Origin of the sequence: Microcella sp., assembly GCF_019739195.1 — a bacterium.
Taxonomy (GTDB): Bacteria; Actinomycetota; Actinomycetes; order Actinomycetales; family Microbacteriaceae; genus Microcella.
Map to the genome: position 1 here is coordinate 148,983 of NZ_JAHHDS010000003.1, position 26,515 is coordinate 175,497.

Consider the following 26,515-nt stretch of genomic DNA (forward strand, 5'->3'; position numbering starts at 1 on the left):
CGTCGTTGCGGATACCGTGCGGGACGTCGCTGGCCCTGAGATGGAGACGCGCACGCTGCGCGGCGGGAGCCGGATCGGTGTGGTGGCGATCGGCGAGCTTGCGGCACTCAGTCTCACATGGCGGACTGCGCGTGCCGGGCTGCTACGGTTTCGCGGCCGACCCGCTTGTGGCGTCAGTCGAACCGGGAGCACCGGAGACGGCGAGAGCTCCATTGCCCTCGACATCGGCGTCGGTGTAGATGTCGTTCGAGTCTACAGGAGCCTCGGGCGACCACTCTCGACCCGCCATATAGGGCGAGGGCTCGAGCCCCGGGTGGCGGCGCGACTGGATGATGATGATCGCGATGCCGACGAGCACAGCGACCCAGGCGCCCCAGACATTCACTCGGATGCCGAGGAACAGTTCGCTGGGGTCGAGGCGGATCGTCTCGAACACGCTACGGCCTGCGCCGTACCAGATGAGATAGACGCCGAGCAGCTTGCCCCACTGCAGTGTCAGCCGCTTGTCGAGCAGCAGAATGACCGCGACGCCCGCGAGGTTCCAGATGATCTCGTATAAGAACGTGGGGTGGAACAGCGTGTCGGCGGGCAGGCCCACGGGGATCGCCGGGTTCGGTCGATCGATCTCGAGACCCCAGGGCAGGTCGGTCGGCAGCCCGAAGAGCTCTTGGTTGAACCAGTTGCCCAAACGGCCGAAGGCCTGCGCGAGCAGCAGCCCGGGCGCGAGTGCATCGGCCCACGACCAGAAGCGCACCCCGGTGACGCGGCAGCCGATCCAGGCGCCGAGCGCACCACCGACGAGTGCGCCGAAGATCGCCATGCCGCCCTCCCAGATGTAGAGCGTCTTGAGAAGATCGGCCCCCTCGAAGAAGTAGTCGTCGGGGTGCGTGAGCACGTGATAGACGCGCCCGCCGATGATGCCGAGCGGCACAGCGAAGAGCGCGATATCGAGCGTGATCCACGGCTCGGCGCCGCGCGCCGTCAGGCGACGGTTGGTGAGCCACACGGCCGCGATAATGCCCGTCAGGATGCACAGCGCGTAGGCGTAGATATTGATGTCGAAACCGAACCAGGTCAGTCCGAGGTCGCGCAGCCACTGACCGAGGTTGAAGACCTGCCACTCGGGCGGCGGACTCGGGATGCTCACAGGCAGAATCACGGACGTCAAACCTTTCTCGGGGGGGCGCAGACAGCCTAGCGGCGAGTGCCCGCCGACAGTTCAGCGGCGACAGCGGCAACTTCAGCCACGCCGCCGTGCTCGAGCGCTGCGACAAGTCGGGAGCCGACGATGGCGCCGTCGGCGTAGCTCAGAACATCGGCCACCTGCTCGGCAGTCGAGATGCCCAGGCCGACGCACGCACTTGTCGAGCCTGCCTCGCGCAAGCGAGCGACAACGCCGCGCGCGGCCTTGTCGACGTCGTCACGCGCGCCAGTGATGCCCATGGTCGACACGGCATAGACGAACCCACGACTGCTGTCGACCGCCTGCTTCATTCGTGCATCACTCGAGGATGGTGCGGCGAGGAAGACCCGGTCGAGGTCGTGCGACTGCGCAGCAGACATCCACTCTGCGGCTTCATCGGGAATCAGGTCGGGCGTGATCAGCCCTGCTCCCCCGGCGCTCTGAAGGTCGGTGGCGAATCGCTCGACGCCGTACTGCACAACAGGGTTCCAATAGGTCATGACGAGGAGGGGGGCATCAACGCGTGCGCGGATGCGCTCGACCGCCTCGAAGCCGTGGCGCAAACGGAACCCGTTGCGTAGCGCGGTCTGCGTCGCACGCTGAATCGTGAGACCGTCCATGACCGGGTCGCTATACGGCAAGCCCAGCTCGATGATGTCGACACCGTTCTCGACGAGTGCGACCGCGGCATCGACGCTCGCGTCGAGGTTCGGAAAGCCCACCGGCAGATAGCCGATGAGGGCGCCAGCTGCTTCCTCGTTGCGCCGGGCGATGGTCGAGGCGACCGCGCTCACGGGGTCGCCTCCCCTGCGGCGGCGGCGTCGAGCAGGCCGAAGTAGCGAGCCGCGGTCTCCATGTCTTTGTCGCCGCGGCCGCTCAGTGACACGAGCACGATGCCCTCCGGACCGAGTTCGCGGCCGAGCTCGATCGCGCCGTGCAGCGCGTGCGCCGTCTCGATGGCGGGAATAATGCCCTCGGTGCGGCTCAGCAGGCGCAGAGCATCCATCGCCTGGGCATCGGTCACGGGGCGGTACTCTGCGCGTCCGATTGACGCGAGCCAGGCGTGCTCGGGGCCCACGCCCGGGTAGTCGAGGCCGGCCGAGATCGAATGCGACTCCATGGTCTGGCCGTCGTCGTCTTGCAGCATGAGGCTTCGCGCGCCGTGCAGCACGCCCGGGCGGCCCTTCGAGATCGTCGCGGCGTGAAAGAGCGTGTCGACGCCGTCGCCCGCGGCCTCGTTTCCGACCAGGCGCACGCTCTCGTCATCGAGAAACGCGTGGAAGATGCCCATCGCGTTGCTGCCGCCGCCCACGCAGGCGACCACGGCATCCGGCAGGCGCCCCGTGAGGGCAAGCACCTGCTCACGCGCCTCGATGCCGATGACCGAGTGGAAGTCGCGCACCATCGTCGGGAACGGGTGCGGTCCCGCGACAGTGCCGAGCAGGTAGTGCGTGTTCTCGACGTTGGCGACCCAGTCGCGCAGCGCCTCATTGATCGCGTCCTTGAGCGTGCGCGAACCCACCGTCACCGGCACAACCTCGGCACCGAGGAGCTTCATACGCGCGACATTGAGCGCCTGACGCTCGGTATCCACCTCACCCATGTAGACCACGCACTCGAGGCCGAAGAGAGCGGCGGCCGTGGCGCTCGCGACGCCGTGCTGGCCTGCGCCGGTCTCGGCGATGATGCGGGTCTTGCCGAGGCGTTTCGCGAGCAGCGCCTGCCCGAGCACATTGTTGATCTTGTGACTGCCGGTGTGGTTCAGGTCTTCGCGCTTGAGGATGACGCGCGCGCCGCCAGCGTGCTCGGAGAACCGTCGGGCCTCGGTGATGATCGAGGGTCGCCCGGTGTAGGTGCGGTGCAGCTCATCGAGCTCAGCGGCGAACGACGGGTCGACGCGAGCGGCCTGGTACGCCGCGTCAAGCTCGTCGAGCGCGGCGATGAGCGACTCGGGCACGAAGCGCCCGCCGAACTCGCCGAAGTAGGGGCCGACCTGTTCGCGCAAATTCATGAGACCGCCAGAAACTCGTTGAGGGCTGCGACAGGATCGCCGCCCGTGACCAGTGCTTCGCCGATCAGCACTACATCGGCTCCTGCTCGACGGTAGTGCTCGACATCTGCGACTCCGCTGACCGCCGACTCGGCGATGCGCACCGTGCTGTCGGGGATGCTCGCCGCGAGCCGACCGAACAGGTCTCGATCGAGCTCGAAGGTGCTGAGGTTGCGCGCGTTGACACCGATCACCTCCGCGCCGAGATCGACCGCTCGGCGCACCTCGTCGGCGTCGTGAGTCTCGACCAGCGGCGTCATGCCGAGGTCGACGATGAGTGTGTGCAGCTCGCGCAAGGTCGCATCGTCGAGCGCCGCGACGATGAGCAGCACGAGGTCGGCGCCTGCTGCGCGCGCCTCAAGCACTTGGTAGGGCTCGGCGATGAAGTCTTTGCGCAGCACGGGAACCTGGACCGCGGCTCGAACAGCCAGAAGGTCGTCGAGACTGCCACCGAACCGCCGCTCTTCGGTGAGCACGCTGATCGCGCTCGCGCCACCCTCGGCGTACTGTCGCGCGAGCGCGGCCGGGTCGGCGATCGTCGCGAGCTGCCCGCGCGAAGGGCTTGCGCGCTTCACCTCGGCAATCACTTTGATGGTCTTGGCACGCTGGAGCGCAGCCCGAGCATCGAGTGCTGGCGGGGCTGCATGGGCTGCCGCTTCGACGTCGCTCAGCGGGCGCGACTCGCGTCGCCGTGCCGCATCAGAGAGCGCGCCGGCGACCAGGCCGTCGAGCACCTAGCTGTGCGCCTTGGGCGCGTACCGCGGGCCCTTGACGCCGTAACCGGCCTTCGCCATGACGACACCGGTCAGCCAGCCGAGAAGCAGGAGGCCCGCGCTCGCCCAGACGAGCCAGGCGAGGTCAAAGAAGAACGCGACGGTTCCGACCGTGACGGCGATGAGCATGATCGTCACGGCGGTCCAGGCGGCGGGCGAGTCTCCGTGGCCGGGGTCGTTCTGCGCGTTCATCAGCTCTCCTCAGTCGGGCGGTCAGTGCGGGGTCAGTCTATCGCGCCGTCGGGTCGTCGCCGTCGCTCAGCGCGTCCCACGCGTCCTGCCGATCGGGTGCCGCCGCTGACTCTGACTCGTCGATCGGGGCCAGGCGCACAGCATCAAATCGACGGGTGCGCTGCGGCCAGCGGGATGCCGTGAGCGCCGTGAGTACGCCGATCGCGACCCCGAGGGCTCCCGCCGCGATCGCGAACGCCGGCCACCCGGTGGTCGCAGCGTGCAACACAAGTGCCCGTACAGAGTCGAGCCCTTCGACCCCCGTCGCAGTCGTGATGGTCGCCGCCGCCGACTGCACGGGGTCAGAGATCGTGAGCAAACCGGAGGCGATGATGCCCGCACCCAGAAGAGCCTGCAGCAGGCCGAGCACAACGCGGAACACGGGCCCGGCGAGAGCCAGCGCTCCGACGAGCGCCAGGGCCGCGATCGCGAGGGGCGGCACAGCGGGTGCGGCGACATCGCCGTAGGCCACGAGCTCGCGCCCGTCGGTCAGGGTCACCTCGACCCACGGCTGAGACCAGGCCAGAAAGGCGAGTGCGCTCGCGGCGAGCGGCGCCATGATCGCCAGCAGCCGCAATCGTGCGCCGCTCATGAGCCTGACCGGCTGAGCGCGTTGGCGATCGCGACCGCCCGCAACGGGGCCGCCGCTTTCGAGATGGTTTCTTGAAACTCGGTCTCGGGCACCGAGTCGGCGACGAGCCCGGCACCGGCCTGCACGCGGGCGATGCCCTCTGAGAGGAAGGCCGTGCGGATAGCAATCGCCAGGTCGAGGTCGCCCGAGAAAGCGAAATAGCCCACGACCCCGCCGTAGACCCCGCGTCTGGCCGGCTCAAGCTCGTCAATGATCTGCAGCGCGCGCGGCTTCGGAGCCCCGCTGAGAGTGCCGGCCGGGAAGGTGGCGCGGAACACATCGATGGGCGACACCTCGTCGCGCAGGTCTCCCTCGACGGTCGACACAAGGTGCATGATGTGGCTGAAACGCTCGATCTGCATGAATTCGGTGACCTCGACCGTGCCGGCTCGGCAGACCTTCGAGATGTCGTTGCGACCGAGGTCGACGAGCATGAGGTGCTCTGCCTGCTCTTTGCGGTCGGCCAGCAGTTCGTCGGCCAGTTCTCCGTCGCGCTCGGGCGTTTCGCCGCGCGGGCGCGAACCGGCGATCGGGTGCGTGTGCACCCGGCCATCCGTGACCTTCACGAGAGCCTCCGGCGAGGAGCCGACGATCGCGTACGGCGCCCCCTCGACGGTCTCAAGCGCGAGCACGTACATGTACGGCGAGGGGTTCAGCGCGCGCAGCACGCGGTAGACATCGAGCGGGCTCGCCGTGAGCTCATGATCGAACCGCTGCCCGATGACCACCTGGAAGACGTCGCCGTCGCGAATGAACTCTTTCGAGCGGTCAACCGCGGCCAAGAACTCGGCCGGCGTCGACCTGTGCTGCGGCTGAGCAGCTGCGTCGAGGTCGATACGGGCGATGTCGGGCTCAGCGGGATGCGCGAGAGCGGCTTCGAGTGCGTCGAGCCGCCGTTGAGCATCCGCCCACAGCGAGTCGTCGTCATCGTCGCCGTCGGCGAGGGCGCTCGCGATCAGCGAGACGGTGCCCTGCCGGTGATCCATGACGATGAGCTCGCTCACGAACGCCATCGCCAGCTCGGGGCAGGTGAAATCGCGCGGCGGCGCGTCGGGCAGGTGCTCGACCTGGCGCACGGCGTCCCAGCCGATGAAGCCGACGAGGCCACCGGTGAGGGGAGGGTTCTCGGGGTTGTCGGGCGAGGCCCATCGAGCGTGCAGTGCGTCGAGCGCGGCGAGCGAGGTCTCGGGCAGCGGCCCTCCGAAGGCGCGCTCGGCCTCGAGAGATCCGGGCAACCACACCGCACGGCCCTCTGATTCGGTGAGCACACCGAACGAGCGCACGCCCACGAACGAGTACCGCGACCAGATGCCGCCTTGCTCGGCCGATTCGAGCAAGAATGTGCCGGTGCGACCCTCTGCGAGTGCTCGGTAGAGTCCCACGGGAGTCAAGGCATCGGCGAACAGGGTGCGGATGACCGGAACAACCCGCGCGGTGCGCACCTGCTGCGCGAACTCATCGCGCGTGGTCTCGGTCATGCTTGCTCTCCTGAATCCGCGGAGAGCACCACGGGATCGAGGAGGTCGACATCGAAGCACGACCGCGCACCCGTGTGGCAGGCGACGCCCACCTGCTCGACCTGCACGAGAAGCGTGTCGCCGTCGCAATCGAGCGCAGCGCCACGCACGTGCTGCACGTGGCCGCTCGTGTCGCCCTTGCGCCAGTACTCTTGCCGCGACCGGCTCCAGAAAGTCACGCGGCCCTCGGTCAGGGTGCGGCGCAGAGCCTCCGCGTCCATCCAGCCCATCATGAGTACCTCACGTGAGTCGTGCTGCTGAATGATTGCGGGCAGCAGGCCGGCCGAGTCGAAGCGCGCACGGTCGATCACGGCGGCGGTCTCGGAACGGTCGTCAGCGGTCATCGCACGCTCATCCTCTCGGCGCGCAGGGCACCCTTGACATCGCCGACTGTCAGCTCGGCGTTGTGGAACACGCTCGCGGCGAGCAGCGCATCGGCGCCGGCGATGACGGCGGGGGCGAAGTGCTCGAGGGCTCCTGCGCCGCCGGAGGCGATCACGGGCACGGTCGACACCGCGTCGATCGCCCTGATGAGCTCAAGGTCGAAGCCGTTCTTCGTGCCGTCGGCGTCGATCGAGTTGACGAGCAGTTCGCCCGCCCCGCGGTCGATCGCCTCACGGGCCCATTCGATGGCATCGATCGACGTGCGTTCGCGCCCGCCGTGCGTAGTCACGACGAAGCCGCTGCTCGAGGCCGCGTCGCGCGTCACGTCGAGCGACAGCACGCAGACTTGCGCGCCAAACCGATCGGCAATCTCGCCGACCAGTTCGGGGCGCAGAATGGCCGCACTGTTCACGCCGATCTTGTCAGCCCCGTGGCCGAGCAGCCGGGCGACATCGTCGACCGTGCGCACCCCTCCCCCGACGGTCAGCGGGATGAAAACCTGCTCGGCCGTCGCCTGCACGAGGTCGAACATCGTCTCGCGGTTGTCGACCGTGGCCTTCACGTCAAGGAAGGTAATCTCGTCGGCGCCCTGCTCGTAATAGGTGCGGGCGAGCTCGATCGGGTCACCCGCGTCGCGCAGATCGAGGAAGTTGACGCCCTTCACCACGCGACCCGCAGCGACGTCGAGGCACGGAATAACCCGCACAGAGACGGCCATCAGATGCGAGCGGCGTGGATCGAGCTGACGAGGATCGCGCGCGCGCCGAGCTCGTAGAGCTCATCCATGACGTGATTCGTCTCGTCACGCGGCACCATCGCACGCACGGCGACCCACGAGCCGTCGGCGAGCGGAGAGACCGTCGGCGACTCGAGCCCCGGTGTGATCGCTTGCGCGCGCTCGAGCAGCTCGCGCGGCAAGTCGTAGTCGATGAGCACGTACTGACGGGCGACGAGCACGCCCTGCAGGCGGCGCTGCAACGTTGCGATGCCCGCGCGCTCGGGCTGGGCGCTGATGAGCACGGCCGTTGATTCGAGAATCACCGGCCCCACGATCTCGAGCCCTTGAGCGCGCAGGGTCGAGCCGGTCGAGACGACATCGGCAACAGCATCCGCCACACCGAGCCGCACCGCCGACTCGACTGCGCCATCGAGGCGGATGAGCTCGGCCGAGACGCCTTGCTTCTCGAGAAAGGCGCCGACGAGGCCCGGATAGCTGGTCGCGATGCGCACGCCGCCCAGATCGGAGAGCGAGGCGATCGTGCCGGGAGGTGCCGCGAACCGGAAGGTCGAGCCACCAAAATCGAGCGACTGAATCTCGACCGCCGCCGACCCCGAGTCGAGCAGCAAGTCTCGCCCGGTGATGCCCACATCGAGCGCGCCCGACCCCACGTAGGTCGCGATGTCGCGCGGTCGCAGGTAGAAGAACTCGACCCCGTTGCGCGGGTCGGCGACGGTGAGCGCACGCGGGTCGCGCCGGCCGGCATAGCCCGCCTCGACGAGCATCTCGACGGCGGTCTCGGAGAGCGAGCCCTTGTTGGGTACCGCGATTCTCAGCATGGCAGTGGTCTCTTCAGTGGGCAGCCCCGAGGGCCGGTCAGTCGTGCTGGTCACAGGTGGCGGTAGACGTCGTCGAGGGTGAGGCCCTTCGCGATGAGCAGCACCTGCAGGTGGTAGAGCAGCTGCGAGACCTCTTCGGCCGTCGCCTCGTCGCTCTGGTACTCGGCGGCCATCCAGACCTCGGCAGCCTCTTCGACGATCTTCTTGCCGATGGCGTGGATGCCCGCATCGAGCTGCGCGACCGTGCCAGAGCCCTCGGGCCGCTCGCGCGCCTTGTCGCTCAACTCGGCGAACAACGCATCGAAAGTCTTCACCGGCCCAGGGTACCGGCCCCGCGCCGGGGGAAAGCTCGGCTCAGGAGACGCCGAGCAGGTCGATGACGAAGACGAGCGTCTTGCCCGAGAGTCGATGACCGCCACCGGCGGGGCCGTACGCGAGATGGGGCGGGCACACCAGCTGCCGGCGGCCGCCGACCTTCATGCCGGGAATGCCCTGCTGCCAGCCGGCGATGAGGCTGCCAAGCGGAAAGTTGATCGACGAACCGCGGTTCCACGACGCGTCGAACTCTTCGCCGGTCTCGAACTCGACACCGAGGTAGTGCACGTCGACGGTCGCGCCGGGCGTGGCCTCGGCGCCCGTGCCGACCACGAGGTCGGTGATCACGAGGTCAGTGGGCGCTGGGCCCTCGAAGAAGTCGATCTCGGGCTTCGTGTTCTGGCTCATGGCACTATCAAACCAGACCCCGCGCTCGCTCAGTGCGCGTGCTGCTCGGCGGCCGCCCGCAGCGCGGCGATCGCGTGCTCGACGTTCTCGGCGCCATAGACGGCCGAACCGGCGACAAAGGTGTCGGCCCCGGCTTCGGCGGCGATGCCGATGGTGTCGAGCGCGATGCCGCCGTCGACCTGCAGCCAGACATCGAGACCGAGCCGATCGACGGCAGACCGCAGGGTCGCCAGTTTCGGCATCGTCTCGGCCATGAACGACTGCCCGCCGAAGCCGGGCTCGACGGTCATGACGAGCACCTGGTCGAACTCTGGCAGTAAGTCGAGGTAGGGCTCGATCGGGGTGCCGGGCTTGACCGCGAGGCCCGCACGACTGCCGCGCTCGCGCAAGGCGCGCGCCGTGGCCACGACGTCGGCAGCTGCCTCAGCGTGGAAGGTCACCGAGAAGGCCCCGAGCTCGGCGTAGCCCGGTGCCCAGCGGTCAGCGTCGCTGATCATGAGATGCACGTCGAGAGGAATCGGCGCGATCGCCTGCAGTCGGCCGACCATCTGCGGGCCGAACGTGAGGTTCGGCACGAAGTGGTTGTCCATGACGTCGACGTGCACGTAGTCGGCGCTCGCGATGCGCTCGACATCTCGCTGCAGATTGACGAAGTCGGCCGACAGGATGCTCGGGTTGATGCGCGCGGTCACGTCGCCAGCGTAGCGACCCGACTCGTCGACGGGCAGCGGGTCAGCGGGTCAGCGGCGCGTAAGTAGCTGAATGAACATCGCATCGGTTCCGTGACGGTGCGGCCAGAGCTGCGCGGCCCCGTGCTCGAGCGCGCCCAGGTCGAGCGGGGTGCGCGTGATGCTGGCGAGCACGGCCCGGGCGTCGAGCGGGGCGACCTGGTCGGGGCGTTCAGTCAGGAGGGCATCCACGACCGCCGTCGTCTCGTCGACGTGCGGGGAGCACGTCACGTAGGCGAGCACTCCCCCGGGCTTCAGTGCCTCGAGCGCACCGCGTAGCAGCTCGGCCTGCAGCGAGGCGAGCGGGGCGACATCCTCGTCGGTCTTGCGCCAGCGCGCCTCGGGTCGGCGACGCAGAGCTCCGAGGCCCGTGCAGGGAGCGTCGAGCAGAATGCGGTCGAACGCGGCGACATCGGTCTCGCCGATCGTACGACCGTCGCTCGTGCGAACCTCGACGGCCGGGTCGACGGCCTGCAGCGCTGAGCGCACGAGCCCTGCTCGAGCCGGCACCAGCTCGTTCGCGACGAGGCGGGCACCACCGAGCTGCGCCTCAGCGGCGAGCAGCGCGGCCTTGCCCCCAGGGCCTGCGCAGAGGTCGAGCCACGTCTCGTCGGGCGTGATCGGTCGGCAGCGCGACAGGGCCAGCGCGGCGAGCTGCGAGCCTTCGTCTTGCACTCGCGCACGTCCGCTCGCGACCAACGGGTGCGCTCCAGGGTCGCCTGAGCCCGACGGCACCGCGGTAGGCGCGTAGAGCGACGGCTCTCCGAGTTCAGCCGGTTCGGCGAGCCCGGGCAGCGCGGCGAGCGTGACTGTCGGCGGCACATTGTCGGCCATGAGAAGCGCCTCGAGTTCCTGTGCGCGCCCTTCGCGATCGAGCGATGCACGCAACGCACGCACCACCCATGCCGGGTGAGCGTGCGTGATCGCGAGCCGTTCGTCGACGTCGACCACGTTGTCCAGCAGTCGCCCTATCCACACCGCATCGTCGTCGCGCGAGATGGTGCGCAACACCGCGTTGACGAACCCCGTGGTGCGCGCAGCCCGAGCGCGACGCGTGAGCTCGACCGTCTCGCCGACAGCCGCGTGGGCTGGTGTGCTCATGCCGAGCAGCTGGTGCGCTCCGAGTCGCAGCACGTCGAGCGCCACCGGGTCGATGGCCTCGATTCCGCGGTTCGCGGCGTGCGCGATGACGCGGTCGTAGTGCCCGCGGCGGCGCAAGGTACCGTAGGTCAGTTCGGTCGCAAAGGCCGCGTCGGCGCCGCTCAACCGCGCTCGCCGAAGGCGCGCGGGCAGCAGCAGATTCGCGTAGGCGTCGTCGTCAGTCACGGCGCGCAGCACATCGAAGGCGACCTGCCGCGGCGTGGCCGTCGTACGCGCGCGCGCTTGCGACCCCGCTGACTGTGGCCGCTCGGTCACGAGAGCACCGGCGCGCGACCAGCCGGCCAGCCGCGCGCCCAGTCAACCGCCGACATGGACTGTTTGCCCGCAGGCTGCACGCGCAACAGTTCGAGGGGCTGCGTGCCGGTTCCGACGAGCACTCGGCCGTTCTCATGGCGAACCGCGCCGACCGGCAGCGCTGCCGCGTCTCGAGCGATCCCCGCCTCGAGCACCTTAATGACCTGCTCGCCCCACAGGGCGAACGCTCCCGGCTCGGGTGTGACCCCCCGCAGGCGCGCGTGCACGGTCTCCGCGGGGTCGGAAAGTCGCAAGGCGCCGTCGTGGCGAGTCAGCTTCGGTGCGAGCGTCACCTCTCCGGTCTGCGGCTGCGCTACAGCGGTGCCCGCCGCGAGGGCGTCGACGACCTCGAGCACGAGTGCGGCACCCGAGGTGCTGAGCTCGTCGAGCAGCGACCCCGCAGTGCGGTGCGCGCCGATCGGGGTCGTGAGCTGGGCGAACCAGTCACCCTCGTCGAGGCCCTCGGTCAGCTGAAACACCGTCGCCCCCGTCACGGTGTCGCCCGCGATCACGGCATGCTGAACGGGCGCCGCACCCCGCCACCGAGGCAGCAGCGAGAAGTGCAGGTTGATCCAGCCCAGCCTGGGCCATTCGAGCAGGGGCGACCGCACAAGACCGCCGTAGGCGACGATCACGCCGAGATCGATATCAAGCGGCAGCAGATCGGGCTCGAGGTCGGCGAGTCGGCGCGCCTCGAGCACGGGCACATCGTGCACGGCGGCGGCCTGGGCCACCGCGGTCGGCGTCAGCACGCGCTTGCGCCCCTGCGGAGTCGGCGGCCGAGTGATCACCCGCACCACGTCGTGCTCGCTCGACGCGAGCGCCGTGAGCGTCGGAACCGCTGCCGCCGGGCTTCCGGCGACGACGATACGCAGGGCAGGCATAGGCCCATTCAACCGGATGCTCGCCCTGTGCTCGACCGCGTCACACGGTCGAGCGCCCGCCAGGGTCGTCGAACGGCTCGGCATCGTCGAATCGCACCCGCAGCGCGGGCACGCGGCGCCGCGGAGCTGACCCGGGCGGTCGAGGCACCTTCGCCGTCGCCCCGCGCACGAGCTCGGCCTTAAGGCGGGAGGCCACCTCGGCGCCGCGGCTGTAGTCGAGCCGCACAATGGCACGCACGCGGCCTTCGTCGAGCTCGATCGGGCCGAGCACGTCGACACCCTCGAGCTCATCGACGGCCGACGTCGCTCTCGCGACTGCGTCGGGGGTGCCCGCGACGGCGGCCACGCGCACCGCGGGCGGAAACCGCAGCGCGCGACGATCGGCGAGCTCGGCCTCCGCGACACGCTCGGGGTGGCCGGTCGCGAGCGCGGTCGCCACCGCTCCCCCGACGCCGACCAGCAGCACGGGCGCATCGACGGCCGCGAGGGCGGCTGCGTTGCACCACCAGCGCACGCAGTCTTCGACGACGCGCAGACTCTCGCGGGCGAGCATGCCTTCCCCGTCGAGGAGCAGCACAGCCCTGTACCCACCGGCGACCGTCGGCTCTGCACCTCTCGTCGCCACGACGAGCGTGCGGCCGCCCGGCGCGGTCTGCAACGGCGTCGTGCCGTCGGAGACGACGACGCGGGCCCCGGCGAAGGCGCGCCCGAGCTCGTCGGCGGTGCGGGATGAGCCACGCCCCACGGTGCGCCAGCGGGTGCTCTCGCAGGTCGAGCACGACCACTGCGCCGCGACCGACCCGCACCAACGGCACGACACCGAGGCGCCCGCTCGCGCGATGCCGAGAGGACCCTGACAGGCCGTGCACCGCGCGGTCTCGCCGCACTCGGCGCACGCGATGCGCGGCGCGTACCCGGGCCGCGCGACCTGTACGAGCACGGGGCCGCTCGCCAGCGCATCCGAGACGGCCTTCCAGGCTGTCGACGGAATGCGGGCCGGTGCACTGTCGGCGGCCGTCGTCTGCTGTGCCGTCGGGGTGATACGCCGGCGCCAGCGGCCGGTGGGCTCGACTGCCGTCAACCACCCCAGCTCGACCAGCCGCTGCGCCTCGGTGCTGCGCGCGTGGGCGGCGAGCACGAGCGAGCATCCGGTGTCTTCCTGGCGCAGCAGAGCGAGATCACGACCGTGGATTCCCGGTGCATGCGGTTCGACGTGCAGGCCGTCGCCGTCGTCCCACATCGCGATGAGACCCAGGGTCGGCGCGGGGGCAAGGAGTGCCGAGCGATTGCCGATGAGGACGAGCGGGCGAGACTCGAGGCCTCGCAGGAAGGCTCGATATCGGTCTGCTGCCGGTTGGGTGGCGTCGATGCGCGCAATGTCATCGGCCGGCACCAGGCGCGTGAGGCACTGCTCCAGATGATCGAGATCGCGATAGTCGGGCACGCTCACGATCGCGCTCCGGCCCCCCGCGAGAGTCGCAGCTGCCAGCTCGGCCAGAGTGCGCATCGCCGCCGGTACCCAGGTGCCCTCGCCGATGTCGACGAGCGAGGGAATGCCGGCCAGCGCGATGCGCCGCGAGGCTCCGGCACCCTCGAGCGGCTCGGCGTCGACCCGCAGCACCGGGGTCAGCGCGTCGGCGGCGTACCCCGTGATCGACGGTGCGATCGGGCGGGCCGCATCGCGCGCTCGCGCCTCATCAGCGGATTCGGCCCGCCGCGCCATCCATGACTTCTCGACCCGCACCTGGCGTGTCGGCACCGCGAGACGAACCAGATCACTCGCGACACCTGCCGAGCGATCAGCTGCACGTCGCACCAGACGGTAGACCGCGGGGTCGAGCACGCGCGCAGCAGACACCACCTCGTCGAGCTCGCTCAACACGCCCTCGTAGCCGACTTCATCGGCAAGCTCAATGATGAATCCTTTGGCCTGACGCCCGGCCGACCTCAGGGGCACGAGCACCCGAACCCCCGGCTGGGCCTGCTCACGCCACCGGTCAGGAACGCGATAGTCGAAGAGCCGATCGAGCTGCGGCAGGGGCGAATCGAGCAGCACCCGGGCGATGGATGCCGAGGGCACTCTAGAGACCTGCCTCCGTGCGCAGGGCATCGACGCGGTCGAGGCGCTCCCAGGTGAAATCGGGCAGTTCTCGCCCGAAGTGACCGTAGGTGCTCGTCTGCGCGTAGATCGGCCGCAGCAGGTCGAGATCACGAATGATGGCTCCCGGCCGCAAGTCGAACACGGCCTGGATGGCCTCGATGATGCGCTGCTCGTCGACGTGCGCTGTGCCGAAGGTCTCGACGTAGAGCCCGACGGGCGCCGCCGTGCCGATCGCGTAGGCGATCTGCACCTCCAGGCGATCGGCGAGCCCGGCTGCCACCGCATTCTTCGCGACCCAGCGCATCGCATACGCCGCCGAGCGGTCGACCTTCGAGGGGTCTTTGCCGCTGAAAGCGCCGCCGCCGTGCCGCGACGCGCCGCCGTAGGTGTCGACGATGATCTTGCGGCCCGTGAGGCCCGCGTCGCCCTGAGGCCCGCCGATCTCGAAGCGCCCCGTCGGATTGATGAGCACGCGAGGCGAGTGCGGATCGAAACCGGCGGCCTCGAGAACGGGGTCGATGACCGCCTGCCGCACCTCGGCGCGCAGCTGCTCGGTCGAAACGGCGGGCAGGTGCTGGGTCGAGAGCACGACAGTCTCGACAGTGCGCGGCACGACGCCGTCGTAGCCGATCGTCACCTGCGTCTTGCCATCGGGCGCGAGGTAGTCGAGCACCCCCTGCTTGCGCACCTCGGCGAGGCGCTCGGCCAGTCGATGCGCGAGCCAGATGGGCAACGGCATCAGCTGCGGAGTCTCGTTCGTGGCGTAGCCAAACATGATGCCCTGGTCGCCGGCGCCCTGAACATCGTCGAGGTCGGTCGAGGTGCCCTCGCGCGACTCGAAGGCAGAGTCGACGCCGGCAGCGATGTCAGGCGACTGCTCGCCGATCGAGACTGAGACGCCGCACGACCGACCGTCGAACCACACGTCGCTCGAGGTGTATCCAATATCGGTCACCCGCTTGCGCACGATGCCGGGAATGTCGACGTAGCCGCTCGTGCTGACCTCGCCCGCGACGTGCACGAGCCCCGTCGTGACGAGAGTCTCGACCGCGACGCGACTCTTCGCGTCGACCGTGAGCAGGGCGTCGAGAATGCTGTCGGAGATCTGGTCGCAGATCTTGTCAGGATGCCCTTCGGTGACCGACTCTGACGTGAACAGGCGCAACGGGCTCATGAGAGGGATGGGTTCCTGTCGTCGTCAATCGTGGGTGGTCGTCGCCGTCTCGGCCAGCACGTCGAGAATACGGTGGGCCACCGACAGCTTGTCGCCGTCGGTCCGACCCACCACGCTACCGTCGCCGTCGAGCATGATGACGCTGTTGGTCGTCGACCCGAAGCCCTCGTGCCAGCCGACCCTGTTCACGACGAGGAGGTCGACGCCCTTGCGACGAGCTTTCTCGGCGCCGACAGCCAGCAGTCGGTCGTCGTCGCTCTCGGTCTCGGCGGCGAAGCCGACGACGAGTTGGCCCCGTCGACGGTCACGAGCGAGCCCCGCGAGAACATCGGGGGTGCGTTCGAGTCGCAGCTGCAGCGACTCGCCCACGTCGTCCTTCTTCAGCTTGCCGTCAGCGACCGTGGTCGGCCGGTAGTCGGCGACCGCGGCGGCCATCACCACGATGTCGGCCGTCGCGGCCTGCTCGCGCATCGCGGTCTCGAGCTCGGCAGCGGTCTCGACGACCACGGCGCGCACACCCGTGGGCAGCTCGACCTCGAGGTGCGCTGCCACGAGCGTCACTGTCGCGCCGCGGGCGAGCGCGGCCTGCGCCAGAGCGACTCCCTGGCGCCCGCTCGATCGGTTGCCGATGAAGCGCACGGGGTCGAGCGGCTCGCGGGTGCCGCCGGCCGAGATGACGATGCTGCGGCCGCGCAGGTCGTGCGGGCCGACCACGGCGAGAGCCGCCGCGGCGATGACCTCGGGCTCTGCCATGCGCCCCGCGCCCACATCGGTGCCGGTCAAGCGCCCCGAGTCAGGACCGACGATGGTCACTCCCCTGTCGCGCAGCGTCGCGACGTTCGCGACGGTCGCTGGGTGCTCCCACATCTCGGTATGCATCGCGGGCGCGATGACGAGCGGCGCCGAGCTCGCGAGCACCGTCGTGCCCAGCAGATCGCCCGCGAGCCCGGCCGCGAGCGACGCGATCGTGTGGGCTGTCGCGGGTGCGATCACGATGAGGTCGGCGCGCTGCCCGAGAGCCACGTGCCTGACTTCGGCGACACCTTCGTAGAGATCGGTGTGCACCGGGTTGCGACTGATGGCCTCGAGCGTCGGTCGGCCCACGAAGCGCAGTGCGCCTTCGGTGGCCACGATGTGAACGTCGTGCCCGCCGACGACCAGCGCACGCGCGACGCCGACAGCTTTGTAGGCCGCGATGCCACCCGTGATACCGAGCACGACCGTCAACCGACGCGGAGCATCCGTCGTCGCCGCGGTCATGCGCACCGTGCCTAGTCCGTGAGGCGGGTGAGGACGAGCTTGTCCTCGTTGATCTCGTGCAGAGCAACCGAGAGCGGCTTGTCGTCGACGGTCGAGTCGACGAGCGGGCCGACGTTGTCGAACAGGCTGCCCTCGTGCAGGTCGGCGTAGTAGTCGTTGATCTGGCGCGCACGCTTCGAGGCGAAGATGACCAGCTGGTACTTCGAGTCGACCTTCGACAGCAGTTCGTCGATGGGGGGCTCGATGATGCCGGAATTCTTGTCAGCCATGGGATGCTCGCTCTCGTTTCGCCCGAGGCACTGTGGTGCCGGGTCTCGCTATCGCGCCGAGCCGGCGCGACCGGCCGGTCGCGCTCCGCCGCTGGGCACTGCCAGCAAGTCTACGACCTCCTGTGCCGCGCGCTGCACATCGTCGTTGACAACGAGCTCATCGAACTCGTCTTGGGCAGCGAGCTCGACTCGCGCGGTGTCGAGGCGGCGCGACTGCTCGTCAGGCGATTCGGTGCCGCGACCGACGAGCCGCCGCACCAGTTCCTCCCAATTGGGCGGCAGGAGGAAGACGAGCAGGGCCTCGGGCATCGCGGCGCGCACCTGACGAGCCCCCTGCAGGTCGATCTCGAGCAGCACGCTACGCCCGGCGTCGAGCGCGGCATCGACGGGAGGTCGCGGCGTGCCGTACCGCGAGGCGTTGTGCACGATCGCCCACTCGAGAAGCTCGCCTCGCTCGATCAGCCCGTCGAAGGCCTCGTCGGAGACGAAGTAGTAGTGCACGCCATCGTGCTCGCCCGGTCGCGGCGCTCGGGTCGTTGCCGAGACGCTCAGCAGCACGTCGGGGTGATGCTCACGGATATAGCCCGCGACCGTGCCCTTGCCGACCGCCGTCGGACCGGCGAGCACAACGAGGCGTCCGCGGCCGGGCACCGACTCGCGAGCCCGCAACCACTCGCGCAGCCGATCTCGCTGCTGCGGCCCGAGCCCCCCGAGTCGTTTGACAGGCGAGATGCGAAGCCGGTCGAGAACCTCAGAGACGCGAGCCGGACCGAGGCCGCGCATTGCGCCGAGCAATTCGGGCACTCGGAGACCCGCCTCAGAGCTGCCGGCCACTCGCCACGCGGTCTCCGCGACATCCAGAGCGGTGCGCTCCGACGCCCGCACGGCCTGCTTGATCTGCGCGCGAGCACGGCGCGCGGCGACCGCCGCCCGCGACGCTGCCGACCGGTCGACCTCGGGCATACCGCGGGTCACGCAGACTCCAACTCAGCACGATGCTCGTCGAGGGCGTCGGCGAGCCCGGCGGGGCCCGCCGAGAGCACGCTGCGCGTGACGGTCGGGATGACCGAGCCGGCCGCAACACCGTAGACGCTCGCGAGATCGCTCAGTCGTGAGCCCTGGTAGCCGAACCCAGGACCGAGCACCGGCGTGTGCTGCAGCAGCACCGGATCGATGCCGCTCGCGGTGATCGGTTCGGTGGCGCCAATGACCACGCCGATCGAGCCCCAGCCGCGCGCACCGGCGTTGCGCACGGCGACGTCGCGTGCGAGCTGGCCGGCGACCGATCGGCCGCTGCCGCTCACCGATTGCTGCAGGTCGCGCCCCTCGGGGTTCGACGTCGAGGTGAGCACGAAGACGCCCTTGCCGTGCTGCGTCGCGAGGGCGATCACCGGATCAAGCGAGCCGAGCCCCTGATAGGCGACGGCCGTCATCGCATCTGACTCGAGAGGCGAGCCCGGCCCGAGCCAGGCCTCGCCGTAGGCCGCGGCCGTCGACCCAATGTCTCCCCGCTTCACATCGGCGATGACGAGCAGGCCGGCCGCGCGGGCGGTCGAGATCACCTCTTCGAGTACCGCGTAGCCGGCTGCGCCGAACCGCTCGAAGAAGGCTGCCTGCGGCTTGACGATGCCCACGCGTCCTTGAGCGGCCTCGAGAGCGGTCATGGCCAGCGACCGCGCACCCTCAGCGGTCGACTCGAGGCCCCACTGGTGCAGCAGCGAGTCATGTGGGTCGATACCGAGGCACAACCGGCCGTGAGCATCCACCACGGAACGCAGACGCTCGCCGAAGCTCATCATGCCCGTTCCGCCCTCGCGAGCGCGTAATCCTGCAGGCTTGTCACCGTCACCGGCTCGGCGGCCGTCTCGAGCGAGGCGACGACGGCTCCGACCGTGGCCATCGTGGTGATGAGGGGCTTGTCGGCCGCCACGGTCGCCGTGCGGATCTCGATGCCGTCGGCGCGCGCCGAGCGACCCGACGGCGTGTTGATGACGATGTCGACCTCGCCCGCGTTGATGAGGTCGACGATCGACTTCTCGCCCTGCGCCGCGCTGCTGTGCTTGCGCACGACCCGCGCGGGAATGCCGTAGCGCGCGAGCACTTCGTTCGTGCCGTCGGTCGCCCACAGCTCGAACCCAAGCTGGTGCAACCGCAGCGCAGGCAGCACGACCGCGCGCTTGTCGCGGTCGGCCACCGAGACGAAGACCACGCCCTGCTTCGGAAGGCCGCCGTACGCGGCATCCTGGCTCTTGGCGAACGCGCGAGGGAAGTCGCGATCGATACCCATGACCTCGCCGGTCGAGCGCATCTCGGGGCCGAGCACCGAATCGACGATGACGCCCTCGCGCGTGCGGAAGCGCTTGAAGGGCAGCACGGCCTCCTTGACCGCCACGGGGGCGTCGAGGGGCACCGTCGAGCCGTCGGCGACCGGCAGCAGCCCCTCCTCGACCAGCGAGCGGATGCTGCGGCCCGTCATGACGAGCGATGCCGCTTTGGCGAGCGGAATGCCGAGGGCCTTCGAGACGAAGGGCACGGTGCGCGAGGCACGCGGATTGGCCTCCAGCACGTAGAGCACGCCGGCGCCGATCGCGAACTGCACATTGAGGAGGCCCCGCACGCCGATGCCGGCGGCAATGCCGCGCGTGGCCTCGCGCACGCGATCGATCACGGTGCGACCGAGCGTCACGGGCGGCAGGGTGCACGCGGAGTCGCCCGAGTGCACGCCGGCCTCTTCGATGTGCTCCATGATGCCGCCGATGTACAGCTCATCGCCGTCGTAGAGAGCATCGACGTCGATCTCGACAGCGTCGTCGAGGAATCGGTCGACGAGCAGCGGCTGCTCGGGCCCGATGATCGCCTGGTCTTTCACACGATCGAAGTAGTCGACGAGGGTCGCGCTGTCGTAGACGATCTCCATACCGCGCCCGCCGAGCACGAAGCTCGGGCGCACCAGCACCGGATACCCGATACCCTCGGCGATCGCGACCGCGCTGTCGACGTCGGTCGCTGTGCCGTTGCGCGGCGCGATGAGCCCCGCCGAGTCGAGGATGCGCGAGAAGGCTCCGCGCTCTTCCGCGAGGTCGATCGCGTCGGGGCTCGTGCCGAGAATCGGGATGCCCGCGCGCTCGAGCCCGTGCGCGAGACCGAGCGCCGTCTGGCCGCCGAGCTGCACGACCACTCCGACGAGCTCACCCGTCGCCGACTCGGCGTGGATCACCTCGAGCACGTCTTCGAGCGTGAGCGGCTCGAAGTAGAGCCGGTCGCTCGTGTCGTAGTCGGTCGACACCGTCTCGGGGTTGCAGTTGATCATGATGGTCTCGAAGCCGGCGTCACGCAGCGCGAAGCTCGCGTGCACGCAGCTGTAGTCGAACTCGATGCCCTGGCCGATGCGGTTCGGGCCCGAGCCGAGAATCACGACCTTGCGGGCCTCGCTCGGCGCGACCTCAGTCTCGTCGTCGTAGCTCGAGTAGTGGTACGGCGTGAGGGCCGGAAACTCGCCCGCGCAGGTGTCGACTGTCTTGAACACCGGGCGCACGCCCGCGGCCCAGCGAGCCTCACGAACGGCACTCTCATCGAGGCCGCGCAGTTCGCCCAGCTGAGCATCGCTGAAACCGTGATCCTTCGCGTGCCGGATCACCTCGGCCGTCAGTTCTGGGGCCTCGGCGATCTCAGCGGCGACCTCGTTGATGAGCACCATCTGGTCGAGGAACCACGGATCGATGCCGGTCGCGGCGAAGAGCTCGTCGATGGTCGCGCCCGAGCGCATCGCCTGCTGCACGGTCACGATGCGGCCGTCGGTCGGAGTCTTCGCGAGCTCGAGGAGAGCATCCTTGTCGCCGGGTGCGCCCTGCCAGTGGAAGCTGCTGCCACGCTTCTCGAGGCTGCGCAGCGCTTTCTGCAGCGCGGTGGAGTAATTGCGGCCGATCGCCATCGCCTCGCCGACAGACTTCATGGTCGTGGTGAGCTCGACATCGGCGCCTGGAAACTTCTCGAACGCGAAGCGTGGCACCTTGACCACGACATAGTCGAGCGTGGGCTCGAAGCTCGCCGGGGTGACCTTGGTGATGTCGTTGGGGATCTCGTCGAGCCGGTAGCCGATCGCGAGCTTTGCGGCGATCTTCGCGATCGGGAAGCCCGTGGCCTTCGAGGCGAGCGCGCTCGAACGCGAGACGCGCGGGTTCATCTCGATGACGATGACGCGGCCCGTCGCGGGATCAACCGCGAACTGCACATTGCATCCGCCCGTGTCGACGCCCACGTCGCGGATGATGCGGATGCCGATGTCGCGCAGGTTCTGGTACTCGCGGTCGGTGAGCGTCAGCGCGGGCGCGACCGTGATCGAGTCGCCCGTGTGCACGCCGACCGGGTCGACGTTCTCGATCGAGCAGACGACGACCGTGTTGTCGGCGTTGTCGCGCATGAGCTCGAGCTCATACTCTTTCCAGCCGAGAATCGACTCCTCGAGCAGCACCTCGGTCGTCGGCGACTGGTGCAGGCCGTCGGTGACCATGCGGATGAGCTGATCGCGGTCGTGCGCGAAGCCCGAGCCGAGGCCGCCCATCGTGAACGAGGGGCGGATGACGAGCGGGTACCCGAGGTCGTCGGCGAAATCGACAGCCTCGTCGACGGTGTGCGCGATATGGCTGCGCGCCACGTCGGCGCCCGCCGCGAGCACGAGCTGCTTGAAGAGCTGGCGGTCTTCCGCCTTATGGATCGCCTCAAACGAGGCGCCGATGAGCTCGACGCCATACTTCGCAAGGATGCCCCGCTCGTGCAGCTGGATGGCGGCGTTGAGGGCCGTCTGGCCGCCGAGGGTCGGCAGCACAGCATCCGGCTTTTCCTTCGCGATGATCGCCTCGATGACCTCGGCGGAGATCGGCTCGATGTAAGTCGCGTCAGCGAAGTCGGGGTCGGTCATGATCGTCGCGGGGTTCGAATTGACCAGGATGACCCGGATGCCCTCCGCCCGCAGCACGCGGCACGCCTGGGTGCCCGAGTAGTCGAACTCGGCCGCCTGGCCGATGACGATCGGGCCTGAGCCGATCACCAGCACGCTGTTGATGTCGTCGCGCTTGGGCATCAGGCGTCGGCCTTTCGGCTGTGGGCCACGACAAGGTCGCGGAAACGGTCGAACAGATAGGTGGAGTCGTGCGGGCCAGCCGCGGCTTCGGGGTGGTACTGCACTGAGAAGGCGGGGATGTCGAGCGCCCGCAGGCCCTCGACCACCTGGTCGTTGAGGCCGATGTGGCTCACCTCGACGCGGCCGAACCCCGCGGGGCTCTCGACGATGCCCTCGAGCGGCGCATCGACAGCGAAGCCGTGGTTGTGGGCCGTGATCTCAATGCGACCCGTCTCTCTGTCGAGCACTGGCTGATTGATGCCGCGGTGGCCGTAGGGCAGCTTGTAGGTGCCGAAGCCGAGCGCACGACCCAGCAGCTGATTGCCGAAGCAGATGCCGAAGAACGGTAGGCCGTCGCGCAGTACGCCCTGCAGCAGCTCGACATGCGCGGCGCTCGCCGCGGGGTCGCCGGGGCCGTTCGAGTAAAAGACGGCGGCGGGATCGATCGCACGAAGCTCCTCGAGCGTGACCGACTGAGGCAGTACATGCACCTCGAAGCCACGCTCGGCCAGGTGTCGCACCGTGGCTTCTTTGATTCCCAGATCGAGCACGGCGAGGCGGCCGATGCTCTCCCCGATCGCCGGCACCACCCTGAGCGACTCGACCGAGACCTCGGCCGACAGGTTGCGGCCCGTCATCTCGGCAGACGCGCGCACGATCGCGAGCTGCTCGTGGTCGCCGAGAGTCGCGTCGGAGCCCGAGAAGATGCCCGCGCGCATCGCCCCGCTCTCGCGAATGCGCCGCGTCAGAGCGCGCGTGTCGATGCCGCTGATGCCGACGATGCCGTTCGATTCGAGATCGTCGTCGAGGCTGCGGGTGGCGCGGTGGTTCGACACGCGGCGCGCTGGGTCGCGCACAACAAAGCCCTCGACCCAGATGCGCCGCGACTCTTCGTCGTCGTCATTCATACCGGTGTTGCCGATGTGCGGTGCCGTCATGACGACGATCTGGCCGGCATAGCTCGGGTCAGTCAGGGTCTCTTGATAGCCGCTCATGCCGGTGGCGAAGACGGCTTCGCCGACGGTGCGGCCCTCGGCCCCGTAGCGGCGGCCTACGTAGCGGGTGCCGTCTTCGAGCACGAGTACGGCGGCAGAACTGGTCACGATGCGACTTCCTCAGCAGGGTCGGGGGCGGGGGCAGAGCCGGGCAGCAGGTCGGTGACGGCGGCGAGCAGCCGCTCGGCGTCGTTGCGGTCGGGAAGCCGCAGGTAGGTGTCGACCGGGGTCGAGCCGAGCATCCAGCCGATAACGACGAGCCCCTCGCGCTCGACGACGCGATCGATCGCCCAGGTCGCCCGGCCTGCCGTGCGCAGATCTGACGCGGGCAGGTACACAGCGTCTGAACCGCGGCGGTCGAGCACGATGGCCTGTGGATGCACACTCACCGTCGCCCGCGCGCGGAACCCGAGCCCGTGCACGGCGATGCGCTCGAGGGGCTCACCGGCAGGCGTCGTCGCGACGTACCACCCCTCGACGTCGAGCGTCGCGGGGCCGAGCTCGGCTGCTACCGCCAGCGGGGCTTCGACGCCGGATTGACGTCGCCGGCGTGCGCGCCAGCCGACCAGCATGAGCGCGGCAGCCGCGACGACGAGCGCGACGATGAGCAGCGTCGGCAGTGCCCTATCCACGAGCCACCGCCAGCTGTGCGGCCGCAACGGTCTCGGCGTCGACGAGCTCGGCGTCGACCACCGTACTCACGCCGCGGTGCAGCGTGTGCACAACGCGGCCCGGCAGCGTTTCGCCGACGTAGGGCGAGTTGCGGCTGCGACCGCGCAAATCTGCGACGCTCCAGGTGCGCGTCGTCGATGCGTCGACGAGCGTGATGTTGGCGGGGCTGCCCACCTCGAGCGGGTCATCGTATCCGGGCACTCGGCCGATCTTGGCGGGCGCCGTCGACAGCACACGTGCGACCCCCTGCCACTCGAGCAGGCCGGTGTCGACCATGGTGCGCTGCACGATGCTGAGCGCCGACTCGAGCCCGACCATGCCGAAGGCGGCCTCAGCCCACGTGCACTCCTTCGCCTCTGTGGGATGCGGAGCGTGATCGGTGGCCACGATGTCGATCGTGCCGTCGGCGAGAGCCGCGCGCAGAGCCAGCACATCCTCATCGCGTCGCAGCGGCGGGTTGACCTTGAAGCGTGCGTCGTAGCCGCGCGCGAGGTCTTCCGTCAGCAGCAGATGGTGAGGGGTCGCCTCGGCAGTCACGGCGATGCCTCGAGCCTTCGCCCAGCGCACCACCTCGACCGAGCCCGCGGTCGAAACGTGGCAGATGTGTAGTCTCGCTCCCACGTGCTGGGCGAGCAGAACATCGCGCGCGATGATCGCTTCTTCGGCCACCGAAGGCCACCCCGCAAGCCCGAGCTCGCCCGAGAGTGCACCCTCGTTCATCTGCGCGCCCTGCGTCAGTCGCGGCTCTTGAGCATGCTGCGCGATGACACCGTCGAAGGTGGCGACGTATTCGAGCGCCCGGCGCATGATGAGCGGATCATGCACGCAGAAGCCGTCGTCGCTGAAGACTCGCACGGCGGCTGTCGAGCGCGCCATGGCGCCGATCTCAGCGAGCTGCTCGCCGGCGAGCCCGACGGTCACGGCGCCGATCGGGCGCACGGTCGCGTAGCCGTGCCGCTCTCCGAGACGCTGCACCTGCTCGACGACGCCGGCGGTGTCGGCGACCGGTGAGGTGTTGGCCATGGCGTGAACCGCTGTGAAGCCGCCTGCAGCAGCAGCGCGCGTGCCCGTGAGCACCGTCTCGCTCGCTTCGCCTCCCGGTTCGCGCAGGTGGGTGTGCAGGTCGACGAGCCCGGGCAGCGCGATGAGCCCCGCGCCGTCGATGACCCGTTCGCCGAGCTCGGTCGTGAGGCTTCCGCGAGCGATGATGACGCCGTCGCGAATGCGGATGTCGTCAGTGTGCTCGCCGAGAGTCGATGCTCCGCGGATCAGAATGCCGGTCATCGCTCTCCCCCGGTCGAGTCGACGATCTCGGATGACCCCGCAACAAGCAGGTAGAGCACGGCCATGCGGATCGATACCCCGTTCGTGACTTGATCGAGCACCGTCGACGCTGAAGAGTCGGCGGCGGCGGACGAGATCTCCAGGCCCCGATTCATCGGGCCGGGGTGCATGACCATCGTATCGGGGCCGAGAAGGGTCATCCGCTCGGCCGTCAGCCCCCACTCGCGCGCGTACTCACGACTCGACGGGAAAAAGGCGTCGCGCATGCGCTCGGTCTGGATGCGCAGCATCATGACCGCGTCGGGAGTCGCTGCGAGCGCGTCATCGAGGTGCTCGTGCACGGTCACCGGCCACTGCTCGATGCCGTGCGGCACCAGCGTGCGCGGTGCGACAACGTGCACCTCGGCACCCAGAGTCGACAGCAGCCAGATATTCGAGCGCGCGACGCGTGAGTGCAGAATGTCGCCGACAATCGCGACGCGCAACCCGTCGAGGCCACGGCCTCGGGAGTCTGCACCGTGCCGACGCGATCGCATGGTGAAGGCGTCGAGCAGCGCTTGAGTCGGATGCTCGTGAGTACCATCACCGGCGTTGATGATCGCCGCGTCGATCCACCCAGCGTGGGCGAGCTGGTGGGCCGCGCCCGAATCGTGATGGCGCACGACGATCGCGTCGGCGCCCATCGCCGCGAGCGTCTGCGCCGTGTCTTTGAGGCTCTCGCCCTTCGAGACGCTCGAGCCCTTCGCACTGAAGGTGATGACGTCGGCGCTGAGCCGCTTGGCCGCCGACTCGAACGAGAGCCGTGTGCGCGTGGAGTCTTCGAAGAACAGGTTGACGACGGTCTTGCCGCGCAGGGGGGGCAGCTTGCGTACCTCGCGGTCGGCGGTCTGCGCCATGTCCTCCGCCACGTCGAGAATGCGCACGGCCGTCTCGCGGTCGAGATCGCGGGTGCTCAGCAAATGCTTCATGGTGCGATCGTCACCTCATCGAGACCGTCGACCTCAGCGAGCCGCACAGACACCCGTTCGCTCGTCGCCGACGGCAAGTTCTTGCCGACGAAGTCGGCGCGGATCGGCAGCTCTCGATGACCGCGGTCGACGAGCACGGCCAGCCGCACCACTCGAGGTCGACCGTGGTCGACGAGCGCGTCGAGTGCTGCCCTGATCGTGCGTCCCGAGTAGAGCACATCATCGACGAGCACGACGATCGCGTCATCGATGCCCTCGGCAGGGATGCGGGTGGGCGCCGGCGTTCGGGTCGGCGTGCGCGCCAGGTCATCTCGGTACATCGTGATGTCGAGGGAGCCGGCACTCGAGACACCGGGCTCGATCTCGTCGACGATCTGCTGGATGCGCAGGGCCAGCGTCGCGCCCCGGGTCGGGATGCCGAGGAACACCAGGCGGCCATCGCCGCGCCGGCTCTCGAGCACTTCGTGGGCGATGCGGCGCAGAGCGCGGGTGATGTCAGCGTCGTGCAGCACGGTGCGTGCGACCACTCTGACCTCCTTTCCCGCCTCACAGGACGG

At 69.1% G+C, this 26,515-nt stretch carries 27 protein-coding genes; all 27 read right to left on the minus strand.

What is annotated here, in order from left to right; translation table 11 throughout:
- Positions 1-142: 142 nt before the first annotated feature.
- The 27 genes from lgt to pyrR are packed head-to-tail and all read right to left on the minus strand — an operon-like array spanning position 143 to position 26,485.
- Positions 143-1,168: a prolipoprotein diacylglyceryl transferase gene (lgt, locus tag KL788_RS02410; protein WP_428846105.1), complete on the minus strand. Its 1,026-nt coding sequence runs from the start codon at positions 1,166-1,168 to the stop codon at positions 143-145.
- 26 nt (positions 1,169-1,194) lie between these two features.
- Positions 1,195-1,977, minus strand: coding sequence for a tryptophan synthase subunit alpha (trpA, locus tag KL788_RS02415; RefSeq protein WP_293168164.1), 783 nt, complete (start codon positions 1,975-1,977; stop codon positions 1,195-1,197).
- Positions 1,974-3,194 (minus strand): tryptophan synthase subunit beta, encoded by a 1,221-nt coding sequence (trpB, locus tag KL788_RS02420; RefSeq protein ID WP_293168165.1) that lies wholly within the window; start codon positions 3,192-3,194, stop codon positions 1,974-1,976. The genes trpA and trpB overlap by 4 nt, the downstream gene beginning before the upstream one ends.
- Positions 3,191-3,967, minus strand: a complete 777-nt coding sequence (gene trpC / locus KL788_RS02425; RefSeq protein ID WP_293168167.1) for an indole-3-glycerol phosphate synthase TrpC — start codon at positions 3,965-3,967, stop codon at positions 3,191-3,193. Before trpC ends, trpB begins: the two co-directional genes overlap by 4 nt.
- Entirely contained in the window at positions 3,968-4,198 is a 231-nt protein-coding gene (locus tag KL788_RS02430) for a DUF6704 family protein (RefSeq protein WP_293168169.1), read from the minus strand.
- Positions 4,199-4,235: 37 nt separating this feature from the next.
- Complete coding sequence (locus KL788_RS02435; protein ID WP_293168171.1) at positions 4,236-4,829, minus strand: Trp biosynthesis-associated membrane protein; 594 nt, start codon at positions 4,827-4,829, stop codon at positions 4,236-4,238.
- Positions 4,826-6,346: an anthranilate synthase component I gene (locus KL788_RS02440; protein WP_293168173.1), complete on the minus strand. Its 1,521-nt coding sequence runs from the start codon at positions 6,344-6,346 to the stop codon at positions 4,826-4,828. Before KL788_RS02440 ends, KL788_RS02435 begins: the two co-directional genes overlap by 4 nt.
- The gene (hisI, locus tag KL788_RS02445; protein ID WP_293168175.1) at positions 6,343-6,729 is read right to left on the minus strand and encodes a phosphoribosyl-AMP cyclohydrolase; all 387 of its coding nucleotides are present in this window, start codon (positions 6,727-6,729) and stop codon (positions 6,343-6,345) included. Before hisI ends, KL788_RS02440 begins: the two co-directional genes overlap by 4 nt.
- On the minus strand, positions 6,726-7,487 hold the full coding sequence (gene hisF / locus KL788_RS02450; protein ID WP_293168177.1) for an imidazole glycerol phosphate synthase subunit HisF: 762 nt from the start codon (positions 7,485-7,487) through the stop codon (positions 6,726-6,728). Before hisF ends, hisI begins: the two co-directional genes overlap by 4 nt.
- The gene (gene hisG, locus KL788_RS02455) at positions 7,487-8,326 is read right to left on the minus strand and encodes an ATP phosphoribosyltransferase (protein WP_293168179.1); all 840 of its coding nucleotides are present in this window, start codon (positions 8,324-8,326) and stop codon (positions 7,487-7,489) included. The genes hisF and hisG overlap by 1 nt, the downstream gene beginning before the upstream one ends.
- Before the next feature lie 50 nt (positions 8,327-8,376).
- Positions 8,377-8,640, minus strand: a complete 264-nt coding sequence (locus KL788_RS02460; protein WP_293168181.1) for a phosphoribosyl-ATP diphosphatase — start codon at positions 8,638-8,640, stop codon at positions 8,377-8,379.
- A gap of 40 nt (positions 8,641-8,680) precedes the next feature.
- Positions 8,681-9,049, minus strand: a complete 369-nt coding sequence (locus KL788_RS02465) for an FKBP-type peptidyl-prolyl cis-trans isomerase (protein WP_293168183.1) — start codon at positions 9,047-9,049, stop codon at positions 8,681-8,683.
- Positions 9,050-9,078: 29 nt separating this feature from the next.
- Positions 9,079-9,741: a ribulose-phosphate 3-epimerase gene (rpe, locus tag KL788_RS02470; RefSeq protein ID WP_293168185.1), complete on the minus strand. Its 663-nt coding sequence runs from the start codon at positions 9,739-9,741 to the stop codon at positions 9,079-9,081.
- Positions 9,742-9,789: 48 nt separating this feature from the next.
- A complete protein-coding gene (locus KL788_RS02475) occupies positions 9,790-11,193 on the minus strand; it encodes an RsmB/NOP family class I SAM-dependent RNA methyltransferase (RefSeq protein ID WP_293168187.1) in 1,404 nt (467 codons plus the stop codon).
- On the minus strand, positions 11,190-12,107 hold the full coding sequence (gene fmt / locus KL788_RS02480; RefSeq protein WP_293173095.1) for a methionyl-tRNA formyltransferase: 918 nt from the start codon (positions 12,105-12,107) through the stop codon (positions 11,190-11,192). Before fmt ends, KL788_RS02475 begins: the two co-directional genes overlap by 4 nt.
- A 49-nt stretch (positions 12,108-12,156) precedes the next feature.
- The gene (locus KL788_RS02485) at positions 12,157-14,196 is read right to left on the minus strand and encodes a primosomal protein N' (RefSeq protein ID WP_293168189.1); all 2,040 of its coding nucleotides are present in this window, start codon (positions 14,194-14,196) and stop codon (positions 12,157-12,159) included.
- 1 nt (position 14,197) lies between these two features.
- Entirely contained in the window at positions 14,198-15,391 is a 1,194-nt protein-coding gene (gene metK / locus KL788_RS02490) for a methionine adenosyltransferase (protein WP_293168191.1), read from the minus strand.
- Between the two features lie 24 nt (positions 15,392-15,415).
- Complete coding sequence (gene coaBC, locus KL788_RS02495; protein ID WP_293168193.1) at positions 15,416-16,651, minus strand: bifunctional phosphopantothenoylcysteine decarboxylase/phosphopantothenate--cysteine ligase CoaBC; 1,236 nt, start codon at positions 16,649-16,651, stop codon at positions 15,416-15,418.
- Between the two features lie 11 nt (positions 16,652-16,662).
- Positions 16,663-16,920 carry a DNA-directed RNA polymerase subunit omega gene (gene rpoZ / locus KL788_RS02500; protein ID WP_293168195.1) on the minus strand — a complete coding sequence of 86 codons (258 nt, stop codon included), beginning with the start codon at positions 16,918-16,920 and terminating at the stop codon, positions 16,663-16,665.
- Positions 16,921-16,968: 48 nt separating this feature from the next.
- Positions 16,969-17,883, minus strand: coding sequence for a guanylate kinase (gene gmk / locus KL788_RS02505; protein ID WP_293173098.1), 915 nt, complete (start codon positions 17,881-17,883; stop codon positions 16,969-16,971).
- Positions 17,884-17,891: 8 nt separating this feature from the next.
- Positions 17,892-18,719, minus strand: a complete 828-nt coding sequence (pyrF, locus tag KL788_RS02510) for an orotidine-5'-phosphate decarboxylase (RefSeq protein WP_293168196.1) — start codon at positions 18,717-18,719, stop codon at positions 17,892-17,894.
- Positions 18,716-22,000: a carbamoyl-phosphate synthase large subunit gene (gene carB / locus KL788_RS02515; protein ID WP_293168197.1), complete on the minus strand. Its 3,285-nt coding sequence runs from the start codon at positions 21,998-22,000 to the stop codon at positions 18,716-18,718. The genes pyrF and carB overlap by 4 nt, the downstream gene beginning before the upstream one ends.
- Positions 22,000-23,142, minus strand: coding sequence for a glutamine-hydrolyzing carbamoyl-phosphate synthase small subunit (carA, locus tag KL788_RS02520; protein ID WP_293168199.1), 1,143 nt, complete (start codon positions 23,140-23,142; stop codon positions 22,000-22,002). Before carA ends, carB begins: the two co-directional genes overlap by 1 nt.
- Entirely contained in the window at positions 23,139-23,666 is a 528-nt protein-coding gene (locus tag KL788_RS02525; RefSeq protein WP_293168201.1) for an ABC transporter permease, read from the minus strand. The genes carA and KL788_RS02525 overlap by 4 nt, the downstream gene beginning before the upstream one ends.
- The gene (locus KL788_RS02530; RefSeq protein WP_293168203.1) at positions 23,659-24,990 is read right to left on the minus strand and encodes a dihydroorotase; all 1,332 of its coding nucleotides are present in this window, start codon (positions 24,988-24,990) and stop codon (positions 23,659-23,661) included. Before KL788_RS02530 ends, KL788_RS02525 begins: the two co-directional genes overlap by 8 nt.
- Positions 24,987-25,958 (minus strand): aspartate carbamoyltransferase catalytic subunit, encoded by a 972-nt coding sequence (locus tag KL788_RS02535; protein WP_293168205.1) that lies wholly within the window; start codon positions 25,956-25,958, stop codon positions 24,987-24,989. The genes KL788_RS02530 and KL788_RS02535 overlap by 4 nt, the downstream gene beginning before the upstream one ends.
- Positions 25,955-26,485 carry a bifunctional pyr operon transcriptional regulator/uracil phosphoribosyltransferase PyrR gene (gene pyrR, locus KL788_RS02540; RefSeq protein ID WP_293168207.1) on the minus strand — a complete coding sequence of 177 codons (531 nt, stop codon included), beginning with the start codon at positions 26,483-26,485 and terminating at the stop codon, positions 25,955-25,957. The genes KL788_RS02535 and pyrR overlap by 4 nt, the downstream gene beginning before the upstream one ends.
- Between the last annotated feature and the right edge of the window lie 30 nt (positions 26,486-26,515).